Annotated in this window: 8 protein-coding genes and 7 pseudogenes; 11 read left to right on the top strand and 4 right to left on the bottom strand. The window is 37.4% G+C overall.

The genetic code is table 11. The features are described 5' to 3' along the window. Nucleotides 1-49 precede the first annotated feature (49 nt). Nucleotides 50-904 (bottom strand): helix-turn-helix domain-containing protein, encoded by an 855-nt coding sequence (locus tag E3C75_RS09645; protein WP_111679663.1) that lies wholly within the window; start codon nucleotides 902-904, stop codon nucleotides 50-52. 340 nt (nucleotides 905-1,244) lie between these two features. On the opposite strand from E3C75_RS09645, the gene E3C75_RS09640 reads away from it, so the two are divergent. The 7 genes and pseudogenes from E3C75_RS09640 to E3C75_RS09610 all read left to right on the top strand — a co-directional run bounded on the left by E3C75_RS09640 (nucleotide 1,245) and on the right by E3C75_RS09610 (nucleotide 8,215). Next, a complete protein-coding gene (locus E3C75_RS09640; RefSeq protein WP_133264038.1) occupies nucleotides 1,245-1,460 on the top strand; it encodes a hypothetical protein in 216 nt (71 codons plus the stop codon). 79 nt (nucleotides 1,461-1,539) lie between these two features. Next, a complete protein-coding gene (locus tag E3C75_RS09635) occupies nucleotides 1,540-2,715 on the top strand; it encodes an IS256 family transposase (RefSeq protein ID WP_111679662.1) in 1,176 nt (391 codons plus the stop codon). Between the two features lie 54 nt (nucleotides 2,716-2,769). Beyond that, nucleotides 2,770-3,861, top strand: a complete 1,092-nt coding sequence (locus tag E3C75_RS09630; RefSeq protein WP_223899712.1) for a radical SAM/SPASM domain-containing protein — start codon at nucleotides 2,770-2,772, stop codon at nucleotides 3,859-3,861. A gap of 1 nt (nucleotide 3,862) precedes the next feature. Beyond that, nucleotides 3,863-5,440, top strand: a complete 1,578-nt coding sequence (locus tag E3C75_RS09625; RefSeq protein ID WP_100273505.1) for an ATP-binding cassette domain-containing protein — start codon at nucleotides 3,863-3,865, stop codon at nucleotides 5,438-5,440. Nucleotides 5,441-5,664: 224 nt separating this feature from the next. Continuing rightward, nucleotides 5,665-6,003: pseudogene (locus E3C75_RS09620) on the top strand (GNAT family N-acetyltransferase); the annotation flags it as partial. 105 nt (nucleotides 6,004-6,108) lie between these two features. Further along, on the top strand, nucleotides 6,109-7,638 hold the full coding sequence (locus E3C75_RS09615) for a DUF1310 family protein (RefSeq protein ID WP_084828970.1): 1,530 nt from the start codon (nucleotides 6,109-6,111) through the stop codon (nucleotides 7,636-7,638). After that, entirely contained in the window at nucleotides 7,619-8,215 is a 597-nt protein-coding gene (locus E3C75_RS09610) for a hypothetical protein (protein ID WP_084828969.1), read from the top strand. Before E3C75_RS09615 ends, E3C75_RS09610 begins: the two co-directional genes overlap by 20 nt. Nucleotides 8,216-8,277: 62 nt before the next feature. Here E3C75_RS09610 and gshAB read toward each other — a convergent pair whose 3' ends face one another. Beyond that, nucleotides 8,278-10,542, bottom strand: coding sequence for a bifunctional glutamate--cysteine ligase GshA/glutathione synthetase GshB (gshAB, locus tag E3C75_RS09605; RefSeq protein WP_100262614.1), 2,265 nt, complete (start codon nucleotides 10,540-10,542; stop codon nucleotides 8,278-8,280). 690 nt (nucleotides 10,543-11,232) lie between these two features. On the opposite strand from gshAB, the pseudogene E3C75_RS09600 reads away from it, so the two are divergent. Both E3C75_RS09600 and E3C75_RS09595 read left to right on the top strand, forming a co-directional pair. Continuing rightward, nucleotides 11,233-11,499 (top strand): annotated as a pseudogene (locus E3C75_RS09600) (ABC transporter ATP-binding protein); the annotation flags it as partial. Next, nucleotides 11,496-12,089, top strand: a pseudogene (locus E3C75_RS09595) (ABC transporter ATP-binding protein); the annotation flags it as partial. The pseudogenes E3C75_RS09600 and E3C75_RS09595, both read left to right, overlap by 4 nt. Before the next feature lie 54 nt (nucleotides 12,090-12,143). Here the strand turns inward: E3C75_RS09595 and E3C75_RS09590 are convergent. Further along, nucleotides 12,144-12,395 (bottom strand): annotated as a pseudogene (locus E3C75_RS09590) (ATP-binding cassette domain-containing protein); the annotation flags it as partial. A gap of 228 nt (nucleotides 12,396-12,623) precedes the next feature. Between E3C75_RS09590 and E3C75_RS09585 the strand changes: the two are divergent. Together E3C75_RS09585 and E3C75_RS11850 are read left to right on the top strand one after the other, a co-directional pair. After that, nucleotides 12,624-14,384 (top strand): annotated as a pseudogene (locus tag E3C75_RS09585) (ZmpA/ZmpB/ZmpC family metallo-endopeptidase); the annotation flags it as partial. Nucleotides 14,385-14,505: 121 nt separating this feature from the next. After that, nucleotides 14,506-15,060: pseudogene (locus E3C75_RS11850) on the top strand (IS3 family transposase); the annotation flags it as partial. Between the two features lie 479 nt (nucleotides 15,061-15,539). Here E3C75_RS11850 and E3C75_RS09565 read toward each other — a convergent pair. Further along, nucleotides 15,540-16,534: pseudogene (locus E3C75_RS09565) on the bottom strand (LacI family DNA-binding transcriptional regulator). Nucleotides 16,535-16,626: the final 92 nt, after the last annotated feature.

Below are 16,626 nucleotides of genomic sequence, written 5' to 3'. Positions count from 1 at the left end.
TATCACAAAAAAATCTAAGTGTTTTCTATGTTGAAATAAAATTAGTTAGTTATGCTAGTTGAGATGTGTTTTTTCTAAAGTTATCATCCCATTCCTTCACTGCCTCAGGATTAAAAATAATATTAATTGTCTCTAGAATAGTTTGATGTATTTTTAAAGCCTCCTCTTTGTCACCCCAAAGATAATCAAATATGGCTTTAAGTTCATGTAGATATAGTTTTTCAAAAGAAAAATAGGTTGGATAATTTTTGTTAAATAATAATGTCAGAAGTTTTTGGCTAGCGTTTCTTTCTTTTCGTTCTAAAAAAACAGATAGGCAGTTTAGGACGGTATCAATTTTAATACGATCTAGGTTATTTTTTAGCGACTGAGGAGTATCTTCGAGAATAGTATTAGTGAGGACTATAAGAGCATCCGATGTAAAATAAGGGACGAGATTACCAAGCAGACCGACATCAAGATTTGTCCAGTCCTCTAATGAAATAAAGTAGTCAGTGAGTTGAAAAATGGTATCTTGAGGAACGGTTAATTGCTTTAGTTCGCAGATGATTACCTCTAAAACGCGAGCTATAATTTTGTAAATGTATTGACCTTTCTGATCTGATAACTCATAGAGATATGATTTTAGTTCGGAAAGTATCTGAGTATCTTTGTTATTCAGTGCCTCTTCTAACTGCTCGGTTAGCTGGTAAAAATCTTTGTCTCGGAAATCTTTCCATTCAAAGAATTCATTAATTTCAACTAACATAAATCCTAGAAGTCGAAATAGAACATCATTAGAAAGGGTTGTATGACCATTTTCAAAATCTGAAATACTGGTGGCAGAACCAGCAATTTCTCCAAGTGCTTTTAAAGATAGTTTTCTTTGCTTACGAATTGCCTTAAATTTTTCTCTATTAGTCATGTTCGGATTTCCGAAATTTTTCCTTTTCACAATTTTTATATTATATAATACTGATATCAAAAAGGAAAGGGAAAGAAACATGGTTATCAATGAAATTGTTGAACATGATTTTTATCAAGATTATGATATCTTCAAAAATTTTGTATGCGGTTCAGGCTGCTAAATGCATTCCGATCAATCCTATGTTCACTTTGTCGCTAATACAATTGACCAGTCATTGAGTTAGTAGTTCTCTCGAACTTATGTGGAAGTGTTCACTTTGTTCTATATAATTTGTATTTTAGGAGCAGAGAGAGTATGCTTTCTGCTCTTGAAATATTATTTATAAGGAGAAGTTTTGATGAAGTATTCACGTTATGTTGTATCAATCCCAAAGAAAGAACATACCTTTTTGTTTAATACAAAGAATAATTTGGCGGTTAAAATTGAAAATCGTTTATTTGAAAAAATTGAAACTGATAGTAAAACTAGGAAGCAATTTTATAATTTTCTTTATACAAGAAAATTTTTACCAGAAAGAAATGAGTTGGAAGAAGCAGTACAAATGGTAGTGTAAAATAAGTTGTGTAAACACAAAAAGGAATAAATCCGTTATAGTAGAGTTGCAAAACATTACTAGAAAGAGATTTATTCCTATGACTCAGTTTACCACAGAACTACTTAACTTCCTAGCCCAAAAGCAAGATATTGATGAATTTTTCCGTACTTCTCTTGAAACAGCAATGAATGATCTGCTTCAAGCAGAGTTATCAGCCTTTTTAGGGTATGAACTTTACGATAAATTAGGCTATAATTCTGGGAATAGTCGTAACGGAAGCTATGCACGGAAATTCGAAACCAAATATGGGACTGTTCAGTTGAGTATTCCTAGAGATCGTAATGGGAACTTTAGTCCAGCTTTGCTTCCCGCTTATGGACGTCGAGATGACCACTTGGAAGAGATGGTTATCAAACTCTATCAAACCGGTGTAACGACTCGAGAAATTAGTGATATCATCGAGCGAATGTATGGTCATCACTATAGTCCTGCCACAATTTCTAATATCTCAAAAGCAACTCAGGAGAATGTCGCTACTTTTCATGAGCGAAGCTTAGAAGCCAATTACTCTGTTTTATTTCTTGACGGAACCTGTCTTCCCTTAAGACGTGGAACCGTTAGTAAAGAATGTATTCATATCGCACTTGGCATTACACCAGAAGGACAGAAGGCTGTTCTTGGATATGAAATCGCCCCAAATGAAAACAATGCTTCTTGGTCCACCCTGTTAGACAAGCTTCAAAACCAAGGAATCCAACAGGTTTCTCTTGTAGTGACCGATGGCTTCAAGGGGATTGAACAGATTATCAATCAGGCTTACCCATTAGCTAAACAACAACGTTGCTTAATTCATATTAGTCGAAATCTGGCTAGTAAAGTGAAACGAGCAGATAGAGCGGTTATTCTGGAGCAATTTAAAACGATTTATCGTGCTGAAAATTTAGAAATGGCAGTGCAAGCTTTAGAGAACTTTATCGCCGAATGGAAACCAAAGTATAGGAAAGTCATGGAAAGTCTGGAGAATACGGATAATCTTTTAACTTTTTATCAGTTTTCCTACCAGATTTGGCATAGCATTTATTCGACAAACCTCATTGAGTCTCTTAACAAAGAAATCAAACGTCAAACGAAAAAGAAGGTTCTTTTTCCTAACGAGGAGGCTCTGGAACGTTATTTAGTTACCCTGTTTGAAGATTATAATTTCAAGCAAAATCAACGCATCCATAAAGGGTTTGGCCAGTGTGCTGACACACTTGAAAGCTTATTTGATTAACATTCTTCAACTCTACTTGAGTGTTTACACATAATTATTGACAGTATCGTACAAATGTTTAGGGACAGAGATGTATCAACTCTTAGAATCATTATACTTGCTCATGGAGATTGTAATTTTAGATGTAAGTATTGTTATGAAAAATTTGTAGATTGTACCATAGAATCACAAAAATCGAGTATTTTAAAATTTGTGAAAAATAAATTTGAACAATACCAATTTAAAGATATTCATGTTTCTTGGTTTGGTGGGGAGCCTCTTTTAGGTTATAGAGACATTTTAGATATTTCCAAAGCACTAATTGAGTTATCATCAACCTATGGAATTCGCTATCATTCTGATATGACGACTAACGGCTACTTGCTAAATAGTAGAACTTTGTCAAGGTTGGTCACAGAATGTCAAGTCCAGTCCTATCAAATTACAGTTGATGGAACTAAAGAGGGTCATGATAATCAACGGGTTTTAAAAAATGGACATGGTTCGTATGACCGTATAATAAAAAATCTTAGCAATGCTCAGAAATTAGACTTGAACTTCCATATACTAATACGATTAAATGTTTCCAAAGAAAATTATTCAGATGTGGAGAATTTCTTAGTAACAGATGCGCAATTATTTAAAAGGGACAAGAGATTTCAATTACTTTTTAGAAATGTTGGTGATTGGGGATGTGGGGATAGAAAAGAAGGATACGAGGTTAAAAGATTTGCAGAGGATGTTTCTTTTGAACTATCTCAAAAAGCAATTAAACAAGGATACAATTTATTTGATCACTTATTGTTTAGAAGTAATTTCTATGCCTGCTATGCTCAAAAAGAGCATACCTACACCATTGATACAAAAGGAAACCTTTTAAAATGTACGGTAGCATTATATGATGAAGAAAATAAAATTGGAAATTTAGATAGTTTTGTTATCGATGATCAAAAACAAAAACTCTGGATAAACAACTATGAATTTTCACAGAAATGTTCGAAATGCCAATTATTATTGATTTGTAAAGGTGGAGCTTGTCCTAAACGTGATATTTTTAATGAACGGACGTTTAATGAAAAGTGCCAACGTATGCGACAAAATATTTTACAAAATTTTGAACTTGCGATTTTATCCAATAAGGTCAATTATGAATTGAAGGTGGAATGAGATGGGAACTATTTTTAGGCATATCTCAAAAACTAAATTATTTTTTTATTTATTATTTTCGCTACTATATTCCTTACAAGGCTTAGTTACTTCATTTCTCATACAGGGAGCAGGAAAAGTTGATGTAAATGACAATCGAATGATACTAACATTTGGATTAAGTGGAGTGTTATTATTTGTCTTTATCTATGCTTGTATGTATGTCAATAATATCCTAGCACGAGCAATCATTGAAGAATTTAATGTTCTTATTTCTAAAAAAGCTATTGAGACGTTCTATCAAAGAACATTGCAATACAGTCCATCAGAATTAAATTCCTTTTTAGCACAAGATATTCCAATGTTTTGGCAAGAGTATCTGGCCCCGCTCATTATTTATCCTATCTTTGGACTATCTATTCTAGCTTCTGTGTTCTATCTTTTGATACAACATATCCAACTAGGTCTGATGTTTACAGTTGGGGGATTTTTAATGATTATACCCCAGTTTATCTTTCATAAGATGTTGAAGAGACGGGGGGAGGAATTAAGTAAAGCTAGAGAAAACAGTATGGCTTCTATCACAGATTTTACCAAAGGAATAGATACTATTCGTAGTAGTCAGGCTAGCCATCAGTTTTCAGCCCATGTGTTGGATGCTATCAAAAACACTGAAAGGAAGCAATACCATTATTTTATAAGTCATAATTTAGTCATGTTTTGGACAGGACCTCTCAAAGGTATAGGGCTAGTTATCCCTCTGATGATAGGCTTATTTTTGATGAGAACAACCTCTTTAACTCTGACGACATTACTGGCCATGATGACGGCCTCGATGAATCTTATTTCTCCATTACAACAATTGCTAGAAGGTACTTCTAGTCTACAATCCTCCACAGCTATTAGAGATAAGGTAGTTTCTATTTTACAGTTAAGTGATGGATTTACTGAAGTAGAGGAAAAAAACGTTGAAGGAAGAAAATTATGTATTGATATTGATCATTTGAGTAAATCATTTGGAGAAAAAAATCTCTTTCAACAGTTATCTCTTAATATTCCTTTTGGAAAAAAGGTTTTACTGACGGGAGCAAGCGGTAGTGGAAAATCTACTCTGTTTAAACTTTTAAGCGGTGAAGATACTGAATTTTCAGGAACTATTTCTTTTGAAAGTGAGAATGGAATGTCTTTTAAGCCATCGTATGATTGTGTATCAGTCATTCATCAAAAGCCTTATATTTTTAAAGGTAGTTTAAGAGATAATGTAACTCTCTTCCAAGATTTTTCAGACAGTAGTATAATAGATGTGTTACAGAAAGTTAATCTTCTTAAGGAAGTTGGCAATAATCTTGAACTATACCTTGATGGACAAAATCTATCAGGTGGTCAAATGATGAAATTAGAACTTGCCAGAGCTTTGCTTAGATTGAAGCCCATTCTACTTGTTGATGAGGTAACAGCTTCATTGGATGATACGAATGCCAAAGAGATTCGACAGCTTATTTACTCTCAAGATTGTACAATTATTGAAATTGCTCATAAATTCAATAAAGATAATTATGATGAGGTTATTAAGTTAGAAGATTATAGATTTCGTGATTAACACAGAGTTCAAATTGAAATACAATCCAAAATATTGCATTTGATAATCAGTTGTATTGAAAATAAAATACAGTTAGAATTCTGCAAGTGTCTGATACTATGCTATTTTAGACTAATTGAAAGCTAACTTTTTATTTTCCCCTAATCAATTTGAAAAGGTAAGTGCTTGAAATAAATAGATTAAAATTCTACGTTTGTTACTCTAAAAACTTGACTTAACGTCACTTTGCCATCGTACCTCAAATGCGGAGTCATGGCTACGGAAGTGAGATTATTGATAAACTGGTGGACTTTTATGGATCATCGCGTTCTATGGTCTTGGAAGTAGAACGCTTGGATGAACCAAATGACAATCCTAAGCAACGTGAGGCATGTTGGGATTTTTATAAGCGTAATGGGTTCAAGACTTCCAATGCCTTCTTGGAATATGAAGGTTTAAGCTTTGAGATTCTCTATCGTGGTGATCACTTTGACGAAGAAGCCTACAGAGAGATATTCCGCAAACTTCAAGAAAAAGCTTATTTTGACTTAAATATTAAGCATCGTCGCTTGAGTGATTTATAAACAATCAAACCAAACAGGTCTTAGTCGACCTGTTTTTCATTTGTTTGCAGCGTTTGCCAATAGTTTTCAGAATATTTTGTCCTCCTATGCTATAATGTAAGTACTATGAAGAAAGTAATTTTACAGTATCTGGCAAGTGCTCTGACTGTAATCCTTATACTTGGTCTTGTGGTTTCTAACCGACAGCGAAATCAATCTCTGGTAAAGAAGGTCAAAGACCCTGAGATTTCCTATATTTATCAGGATTCTTTGGAAAATCTAGACAGACTGGCCCTTAGTCATGCTGGGGTTATCCAATCTTATCAACTCGACGATCTGTCTGTTAGGAAGGAAGATGGGAAGATTCGCTTAGTTCTCCATGTCAATCATTCATATGATATGCAGGTAAATCTTGTCCTCAAAGCAGATATCTACGGTGATTTATCTGTGGTTCAAGCTACGCCATCAAAAGCTTTAAAGCTTGCTTTGGAGGACGAGTCTTATCAGAAACGGTTGACCTTGATTTCTCAAAAAGAAGATGCCATTATGGCTCGTGACCACTGGGATCCGACCATTAAGCCTGCTTATGTGGCTCAGGTGAGAAGTAAGATGAAGAAGACTTCCCTAACCCAGCTAGACAAGGTTCTACAGGATATTGACCAAGAAAGTAAGGAAGTAGGCTCAGATACCTATACAGACTTTTTTCAAGCTTCTCAACTACCTAATCATGACAAGCTTGATTTGGTTATGACTCACATGCAGGTTTATGTGGATAAGTACCAGTTCCTCCAGTTAGGAAAGTCAGGTTATAAATTTTCCAAAAAGCTAGAGCCGACCAGTCCTTTTTACAGTTACTTCCGTGAGGCTATTATGGAGACGTATCAGACGGATTTAGGGCTTGGTATAGATGACTTAGGTATCAAGCTCCACCTTTTTAGGTCTTGGATTGATAAGCAGTCCATGGACTATATTAGGACCAATTACAAGGGCAAGACGGATTTAGACAAGCTTCTGGCTTACAGCAAGGACAAGAAGATTAAGTTGGATTATACTACAGGTGCTTCCTATCATAATCGAAGCTTGGGAGACTTTACCTATCCAGAGAACATGAAAATTCAGCTACCTCAGACCAGTGTCATGGGAGCTTACGGTGTCAGCAATTCCCGCTTTATTGAATTTATTGTCAATATGGATACAAGGAAATTTGTTTCTGAGTGGAATGTCTACAAGAAAAGGAAAGACGGTAGCATCGACTCTAATCCCAAGCATTACAAGATTGAAGATGGTGCTGACATTGCCGATACGGACTCTGCTAACTATGGGCTGTCTAAGGGATTGAATGCTGACCTACCAGCCTATCTCAATAATAGCCATACCTATCTCGACGTTCGTCACCCTACCGACAATGCGATTAGACGCAAGATGGTTCGAAAGTGGAAAAATGCCAAGAATGTCTTAAACGGTGGGCACTATGCTGATATTGTTAAAAAGGGAGGCTTGAAAGACCTTGAAACATGGAGACAAGTTAAGACAGAAGACAGGCTTCAGGTCTACAATGCTTACCTTGATTATATTCGTTCTAATCTTGTGCTCAATGGGTTTGACAGCTTTTACCAAGAAAGCTACAAGCCCCAAGGTGGAGACAAAAAAGAATGAGACCCTAGATAATGTTTTCATCGCTAAAAATTTCTATCGTGTAAGGGATGCCTACGCCATCAAGCTCTATAGGCAGGATGAAGGGATGTCCTTTGATGTGGCTGGCCAGAGACTTTTTGGGTCAAATATTGCCATTAAGGATGGTATCTTGTATGGGTCTAGTCTTGGTGACTTGACTATTGAAGCTTATTTTCAAGGGGAGTTATCCTACCTTTTAGTAGCCACTCAAAAGCTACCTGTGGATAAAAATCGTATTAAGTCTAACCATTATAGTCAAGACATTACTCTTAAGAAGGTTTGGTCTAGTCTGGAAGGGCAGGAGTCTTTCAGTAGTATCATCACTCAGTTTCAGGACAAGGACTTGCTTAAGTTGCGTATCAGCTACAACAAGGATTTCCTTCCTACCAAGATTCAAGGTTTTTACAATAGCCAAACGTTTAATGGTTGGCGGGACCTATTTTATATAGATTATCCATATAGAGATCAGGAAGCCTTCAACCAGGCTCAAGATGCCTATATAGAGCGCATCCAGTACATGGAAGCTCATCCTGAGGAAGAAGCAGGAGAGTGTGGCTAATAGAGTAAAAGCACCTTTATCATTATGATAAAGGTGCTTTTAGGTTCCTAAAGTTACAGCTATTAAGTTTGACCAGCCACTATTTCTGGAAAAAGTTTATCTAGGATTTTAGTAGTGATAGCTTGGCCAGGACCCTCAGCACAGTAGGTGTGCATATACATCGAAGGGTTAAAGTTGAGCTCAATGCAGGTGCAATGAGGATTTTCCTTGGTGGCAATTTGAGTTTCATCTGGAATTATCAGATCAACCCCGCAAGCCCAGGCGCCCATGCTAGTTGCCATGGCTGCGGCTAATTCTTGGTAAGAGGAATCCATGGTCTCAGTGATATCAATAGAGTCACCACCTGTAGAGATGTTGGAATTACGACGCAGATTGACCTTTTTTCCTTCTGGGAGAATATCATCAGGTGTGTAACCCTGTTGAGCTAACATTAGTTGTTCGATGTCTCCTAGCTCAATGATTTCCAGAGGTGACCGGTGATCACGGCCACGCAATGGATTAGCATTTTTCTGAGCGACTAGTTCACGAATGGTGTGTTTGCCATCACCAATAACATTGGCAGCGACACGCAGAAGAACAGCCTCACAACGCCCATCCAAGATGAAGAAACGGTATTCGGTTCCTGGAATAAATTCTTCAACAAGGACAGAGGTATCTTCTGCGAAAGCAATTTCAAGGGCTTTTTGATAGTTGTCAAGACTGGCAGGTTCTTGGAAAATGGAAATTCCCAGACCAAAGTTAGTTGACTTGGGTTTGACAACAATTTGCTTATCCTTGATAAGAGGGTAGTAGGCAAGTCCTTCCTCAAGACTGGTAAATTCGTCTCCTGAAGGAACTGGAAAGCCAGCATCTGCTAGAATCTTCTTGGTTACGGTCTTATTAGCCATAGCAAGGGGAACCACGTAGTTGTCTTTTGAGGTCATGTTACCGTTTTTGACGTATTCAACATGGTCTTGGTGCCAAAGTTTTAGGAATTGATCTTGCTCATCCAATATTTCAAAGTGAATCCCCTTTTGGATGGCATCAAAGAGCAACATCTGGGTGGAGAGTTCCATCTCTTCATAGCCCTTGAGAGCATAGTGGGCAGTCCAGTCGTAATCATGATAGGCAAGAGCCTTGTTTAAAGCAAATTCGGCTAGAGATTTGTCTTTGATATAGGGTAAGAGCTGGGCAGAGAGCGTTTGATTTGGATCCGCAAAGGCTGCCTTAACTTGCTTAACCAGATCTTGATGATAGTCACCAAGTCCAAAGTGTTGCACCAGTTGGTCTAGGGCAGTTACAATGTCCTGAGTTTTAGCCTCCGAAGGTAGAGGTTCTAGAGGATGAGAGAGGGCAATTTTCTCATTTAACGCGTGGCCTTGTGCAAGAGCTTGGTCGACATTTTCAGGGCTATCAAGCCAAAGGAAGGCTAAAATGAGTAAGTGCACAGTGTCCATAGTAGTCTGACTAATACCGATACGCTCAAAAGGGTTAAGGTCGAAATTACGGAACTCTAGGTAGGTGATTCCTTTGTCAAGGAAGGAACGATTAACCTTTTGTCCACGGAAACGAACAGCTGAGTAAAATTCTTTCTCTGCATTCAAATCTCCTTGTTCGATATAGGTTTCAATGGCTGAGACATAATCTTCTAGACTTACAAAGGATACTTGAATCTCTTCCTTATTGACATAGCCGTGGTCACTGTTACGGAAGGAACGCACAGGTTCTGGAACTTCCTGGTCAAAGAAACCTTGTTCGGCGATGGGTGAGGCCCCAAAGAGATAGGTAATCACCCAACGGTAGCGCAAGTAGTTCTGAGCCAGCTTAAGATAGAGGGCGTTTTTGAAGGCAATCATATCGGTCTGATCACTTTCTTGGAACAAGGCCTCAACTAAATCTTTACCCAGTTCCATATTATAGTGGATACCTGAGATAGCTTGTAGTTTAGTTCCGTATTTTTCAGCCAAATAGTTACGATAATGGCGTTCGAAGTCATTTTCCAGTTGAGCAACTTGAATCTCCTCTGCCTTTAGACGAGGTGGCATGGATAAAGGCCAGAGAACCTCGTCTGTAGCAATAGAGCGGCCAGCTACATCAGTAATAGCTCCCAGAAATCGGCGAGCCTCAGTAGTAGATTTGGCAACTGGTGTGATGAGTTCCATCTGAAACTCGCAAAAATCAGTCTGAATATAGGGGTGGAAACTACGAGCTCCTAGACAGGATGGGTGAGGTGTATGCACCAGTTGTCCTTGCCTATCGACACGTAGACTCTCGCGCTCGATTCCAAAATTAGCTTGGAGAATAGGGCTGGTAGCTTCCAGTTTTTGAAGCAGTTGGTTTAATGTCATAGAATCACCTTTTCATGTAATGTTAGTGATAGTCTATTATAAATAGGAACAGAAAACAAATTTCTGCTACGGTTAAGAGGAATTTCCGAATATTTTGAATGAGTTTGTGAAAAATGAACAGATTTCAATCAAAAAATGAGAAATTAGAACAATTCTCAGTTACATAAAATTTTACTTGCAATTTAAATCAAATTAGCCTATACTTGTGAAGTATATATGAGAACGAAAGAATCCCTAGGATATGCCCTCAGGGGCTTTTGTATGCCTTCAAAAGGGTATAACCGTTCTTTTATAGATAAAATATGAGCATTTAGCTGGATATTTTAAATGTTTCCTTTGAATAGAGCAGACAATTTTTTTCATAGTGGCAGTAGTTAACCAATAGTCTAGGTCTTGTTGAGAACAAAGTAATAATCTCACAAGTCACCCTGTTCGCCCAGCGATACTTTCACTGTGATGACTTGGAGAACTCGCTTTATCTATCACTGAATGAAACACGCTCTGCACAGAGTAGGCGATATTTTTCACCGTGGTAGTAGTTATAGAAGTCAAAAGACTTCTATAACACGGAAGTTTTGAGACTGAGGATCAAAACTTAGCTATGAGATTCCGAAGGAAGCTGCTAGCGTCCGAAGCCACTTAAGAAAAATATCAAAAAATAAAAGAAAAACAAATAAAACGGAGATAATTATGTTTCAAACTCTTATCGCCCAGATAAAGGAATACAAGAAACCCTCATTTCTATCGTCCCTCTTTATGGCGCTAGAAGTCATGTTTGAGATTTCCATTCCCTTTGTCATGGCTAATCTTTTGGACAAAGGTGTCCAACAATCCAACATGTCTAACATTTGGTTCTATGATGGTCTCATGTTGGTTTGCGCCTTTCTATCCTTATTCTGTGGTATGCAGTCGGCTCGCTATGCGGCTGTTGCTTCTGCTGGATTTGCTAAGAATCTACCTTGATTAATCGTTTCTACGACATCCAATCTGGTGTGATTACTTATGATGGCATCGATGTGAAACTGATTGAAAAAGATTCTCTTCGTCGATCACTTGGTATCGTACTTCAAGATACGCATCTCCTCACAGGGACTATCGCTGAAAATATTGTCTACGGCCGTGCGGATGCGACTCGCGAGGAAATTCTTGAAGCTGCTCGTATTGCTAACGTGGATTCTTTTGTGCAACATTTGGACAATGGTTACGACACTGTTCTTACAGATGATGGCGCAGGCTTGTCTGATGGACAACGTCAGCTGATTGCCATTACGCGTGCTGCCCTTGCCAATGCACCGGTTCTCATCCTTGATGAAGCGACTTCTTCGATTGACTCTCGTACTGAAAAATTGGTACAAGAGGGGATGGACCGGCTTATGGAAGGACGTACGGTCTTCGTTATCGCCCACCGTCTTTCAACCATCGTTAATTCTGACGTTATCCTGGTTATGGATCATGGGCGTATCATTGAACGTGGTGACCATGATACCCTTATGGAACAAGGTGGTACCTACTACCGACTTTATACTGGCGGTCTTGAAATTGATTAATATGTAAAAGGTTTCTTTTGAGTTTTCTCTTGTAAAAACGATAGATTTGATCTCTTAAATCTCAACTTCTTCTAAACCGTGTGCATCCAGGCGATATATCTTTTGACAAACTTGTCTGAGGTAGTTGACATCATGTAATACTGTAAGAAGTGCACCTGGATAGTTCTCGAAGAGCTGTCGGACTTGGGGTTGTGAGGTGGGTGAAAAATTTCTGGTTGGTTCATCTAAGATCAAGAGTTGAGGGCTTTCTATGACGATGTGCAGTAGGAGTAGTTTTCCTTTTTGGCCACCAGATAGGCCAGCGATTGAAGGCACTGCATCTATAAAATGAGACACAAGAAAACACTCTTGTTGAATTCTGGTAAACTAGAAACAGGAGTGTTTTGTTATGGTCAAAAAAGCATATTCAGTAGAAACTAATCTAGCCTGTATCGAATGATTCTATTCTGTTCTCAAATCTGAAACCTTCTATCTCCATAAGTGAAGAAACTTAACTAAAGATAGTATAACAGATATTGTTAAAATTACATCATATTAATTGAAATTGGCTCTAAGGAAAATAATATCAGTGGCTCAAGAACATATGATTCTTTCGGTGAAGTTCTAGCGAAATATACTAAATCTGGGGATTTAAACGACTTCCTCAACTACAATCGAAAACTTTTTACGACTATCGACAATATGAATGATTGGTTTATCGATGCCACTAAGGATAAGGTCTACGTTGTAGAAAAGGCGTCTCAAAATGAAGGTGTTGGCGAGCACAAGTATCGTGCTTAAGATAACTTAACACGTGGTCTACACAGAAAAATGATTCTACCATTATTGAATCTTGATAAGACAGAGATGTTCTTGATTTCAACCTATGACACCATGTCTTATGGAACAGATAACAAGTACAATACGACTCTTGAAAAACTGAAATCTGAGATTGATTTAGCTGCCCAACGTCAAATCAACTACCTTGATTTCTGGCATAGATTGGCTAGAGACAAAGTTAAAAACAGGTTGTTCAAAGATATTGTCAATCCTGTCTGGGAAGGTTTCTATGTCTGGGGTCATGGTTGGCCAGAGCGTTACGGCCAATTCAAGAACAGTACGGAAGTCTATGCGCCAATTCGTGAAATCTATGGTCCAGTTGGTGAGTACTATGGAGACAATGGAGCCATGGCTGGTGCCTATGCTGCTATCTATGACAATCCATATGATAATCGTGCCAAGGTTACTTACGTCATGTCTAACATGATTAGTGAGTACGGTGCTTCGGCCTTCACGCATGAAACTACCCACCTCAATGACCGTATTGCCTACTTTGGAGATTATGGTCGTCGTGAAGGAACAGACGTTGAAGCTTATGCCCAAGGTCTTCTTCAATCACCAGCTACTCAGGGGCATCAAGGTGGATACGGTGCCTTAGGACTGAACATGACCTTTGAAAGAGAAAACGACGGTAATCAGTGGTACAACACTAATCCAAACAAGTTGAACTCACGTGAAGCCATCGACCGTTACATGAAGGGTTACAACGATACCCTCATGCTTCTTGACTCACTTGAAGGGGAAGCAGTCCTCAGTCAAGGAAATCAGGACCTCAATAACGCATGCTTCAAGAAGGTAGATAAACAGTTACGAGGTAACAGTAAAAATCAATACGACCAGGTTCGTTCTCTAAGTGATAGTGAAAAGGCTATTAACTTGACTTCTATTGATGACCTTGTAGATGATAACTTTATGACCAATCGTGGTCCTGGGAATGGTGTCTATAAACCAGATGATTTCTCTTCTGCCTATGTCAATGTCCCTATGATGTCTGCTATTTATGGTGGTAATACCAGTGAGGGATCTCCAGGAGCTATGTCCTTCAAGCATAACACCTTCAGACTCTGGGGTTACTATGGCTATGAAAAAGGCTTCCTAGGTTATGCAACTAACAAGTATAAACAAGAAGCAAAAGCGGCTGGTAAGGACACCCTTGGAGACGACTTTATCATTAGCAAGATTTCTGATGGTCAGTTCAACTTACTAGAAGACTTCAAGAAGGCCTATTTCAAAGAAGTGAAAGACAAATCATCACATGGTTTGACGACAGTTGCAATTGACGGTACAACAATAAGCTCTTATGATGATTTATTAGCCTTGTTTAAAGCTGTAGTAGCAAAAGATGCTGCAACTATTAAAACAGATAATAAGGGGAATAAATCTGTGTCAACAAGTCATACGACGAAACTCAAAGAAGCTGTCTATAAGAAACTCCTACAAGAGACAGATAGTTTCACAAGTTCTATTTTCAAATAATAGATGAAAGAATTCCCTTTGGCGAAAATGAATTGCACCCCAAAAAGTTAGACAGAGAAGATCTAACTTTTGGGGTGCTTTTATTATGAAATTGAGTTATGAAGATAAAATTCAAATATATGAATTGAGGAATCGTGGTTTTGTAGTGAACCATAAGAAGGTCTAACGTCTGATGAGAGTTCTTGGTCTAACCGCTCTAATTCGTCGTAGACGCAAGTATTCTTCATATCAAGGAGAGGTTGGCAAGAAAGCAGAGAATCTCATTCAACGCCAGTTCGAAGCATCTAAAACAATGGAAAAGCGCTATACAGATTTGCCACTCCAACAAGCAGCCAAAAACTCTATTCATCACTCGTTTTAAATGGTTTCAATAGTGAACTTATTGCTTATAATCTTTCTCCATAGTGACCAGGGATGGCAATATCAACATCAGTATTATCATCGATTTTTAGAAGAGAAAGGAGTCCAACCGTCCATGACAAGTAAGGGGAATCGTCCAGACAATGGCATGATGGAATCCTTCTTTGAAATTATTAAGTCTGAGATATTTTATGGTTATGAGAAGACGTTATAGGTACTTGAGCAATTGGAATAAGCTATTGTAGACTATATTAATTATTACAACAACAAATGCATTAAGGTAAAACTAAAAGGACTCAGTCCTGTGCAATACTGAACTAAATTCTTTACTTAAATTAATTGTCTAATTTTTGGGGGTCAGTACAGTAAGGTGGTGGTTTTGCGTACGCTTTTTACACTGAACTTTAGTTCAAAAATAGAGAATTTCCTTAGTTTGACTATGGGATTCAATCTATTTGGGGTGAGTAGATAATTGAGCCGCTTTTCAAACTTTTTAATGGTGAAAAAATAATCCATCTCACTCTTGATGAAGTAAGACAGATTATTGTTGTTTAAATTAGTACTGTCTTTTAAAGTGCTTTAAAAAGAGATTGATCAGGTATAGTATTTCCTTAGTATTTGTTATTCTATGAAAATCTCTAGTTTAAATCAATTTATGTATGTTATTTTCCTATTCAGGTTTATGGTTCAAATCGTTATCTCTAAAAAACTAGACATTGGAGTAAAAGGTATCATTTATCTGAATATTGTAATTATGATCTCAAAACCGTAGAAAATAGTGATGATATGATTTACCTATTTTGTACTGTTTCTTAATGTTAATTTTGTTCCTAGTTTAGTAAGTGTTGGTATTTTTCGAGGTGCTAAGAATTGTTTATTGAGAATATCCATAGCTGTTCGTCCCATTTCTTCTGTATAGACAGTGACACTAGAAAGTGGAGGATACACTTGTTTAGCTAGAGTTGTATCGTTAAAAGAGATAATTTGAATGTCGTCAGGGACCTTGATACCATTTTCCTGAAGTGCTCTGAGTGCACCAATAGCTAGACTATCACTAGCCGCAAAGTAAGCATCAGGTAAAGTAGCTCCACTCTTAATCTTAGAATCAAGAAGTTCATAGCCAGATTGGACAGTGAAGTCACCAGTCAGAATAAAAAGAGGGTCATAGATTCCCTTTTCCATACAGTAGTTCCGATAAGAACGTAAACGAGGATCAGAGATGATTTCAGTTGCATCTGTTGTTTTTTCTTGCCCAATGAGTAGGCCTATATTATTACAACCTTGTTCTTTAAGATAACAGAGTGCCGATTGTACGGAGTTTTCAAAATCAGTAGTAACACATGGATGTCCTTGATTAAGAGTATCACTATCAACAAAGACCAGAGTCTTTTTTAGTCTTTCTAGTTTCGCAATTTGTTCACGACTAAATTTTCCGATACAGAGTACACCAACGACCTCCTCTCCTAGACTTGAAGGAATGTCGTTGAAAAAGTGAAGCATCTCGTAGTCTAGTTCATAGGCTCTTTTTTCAATACCAAGTCTAATATTATAATAGTAGATGTCATCTAACTCGTGTTCTTCACTAACCCATTGAATAATTGCCACTTGATACTTTTTTTTTTTGAATTATTAATTGTTTTGTATTTAGTATATCCGATTTCATCAGCGATAGTTAATATCCGATGTCTAGTATCCTCTGTTACGGAAAGAGTTTCATCTTTATTAAGAACACGTGAAACAGTTGAAATAGATACACCTGCTAAGTTTGCGATATCTGTTAATGTAGCCATAGTATCCTCCGCATATTTCAGTATAACATAACTTTTCTTTTTTACCTATATTTTACTAAAAAAATAGTAAAAGTATTGATTTTTCATGTGAA

The sequence above is a fragment of the Streptococcus thermophilus genome (genome assembly GCF_010120595.1).
Classification (GTDB): domain Bacteria; phylum Bacillota; class Bacilli; order Lactobacillales; family Streptococcaceae; genus Streptococcus; species Streptococcus thermophilus.
Note: the sequence above shows the minus strand (reverse complement) of the source record. Positions and strands in the feature narration are given on the sequence as shown.

Coding starts and splice junctions, on each gene's coding strand:
- E3C75_RS09640 (WP_133264038.1), top strand. CDS start 1,245: ATGAAGTATTCACGTTATGTTGTATCAATCCCAAAGAAAGAACATACC.
- E3C75_RS09635 (WP_111679662.1), top strand. CDS start 1,540: ATGACTCAGTTTACCACAGAACTACTTAACTTCCTAGCCCAAAAGCAA.
- E3C75_RS09630 (WP_223899712.1), top strand. CDS start 2,770: ATGTTTAGGGACAGAGATGTATCAACTCTTAGAATCATTATACTTGCT.
- E3C75_RS09645 (WP_111679663.1), bottom strand. CDS start 904: ATGACTAATAGAGAAAAATTTAAGGCAATTCGTAAGCAAAGAAAACTA.
- E3C75_RS09625 (WP_100273505.1), top strand. CDS start 3,863: ATGGGAACTATTTTTAGGCATATCTCAAAAACTAAATTATTTTTTTAT.
- gshAB (WP_100262614.1), bottom strand. CDS start 10,542: ATGACATTAAACCAACTGCTTCAAAAACTGGAAGCTACCAGCCCTATT.
- E3C75_RS09615 (WP_084828970.1), top strand. CDS start 6,109: ATGAAGAAAGTAATTTTACAGTATCTGGCAAGTGCTCTGACTGTAATC.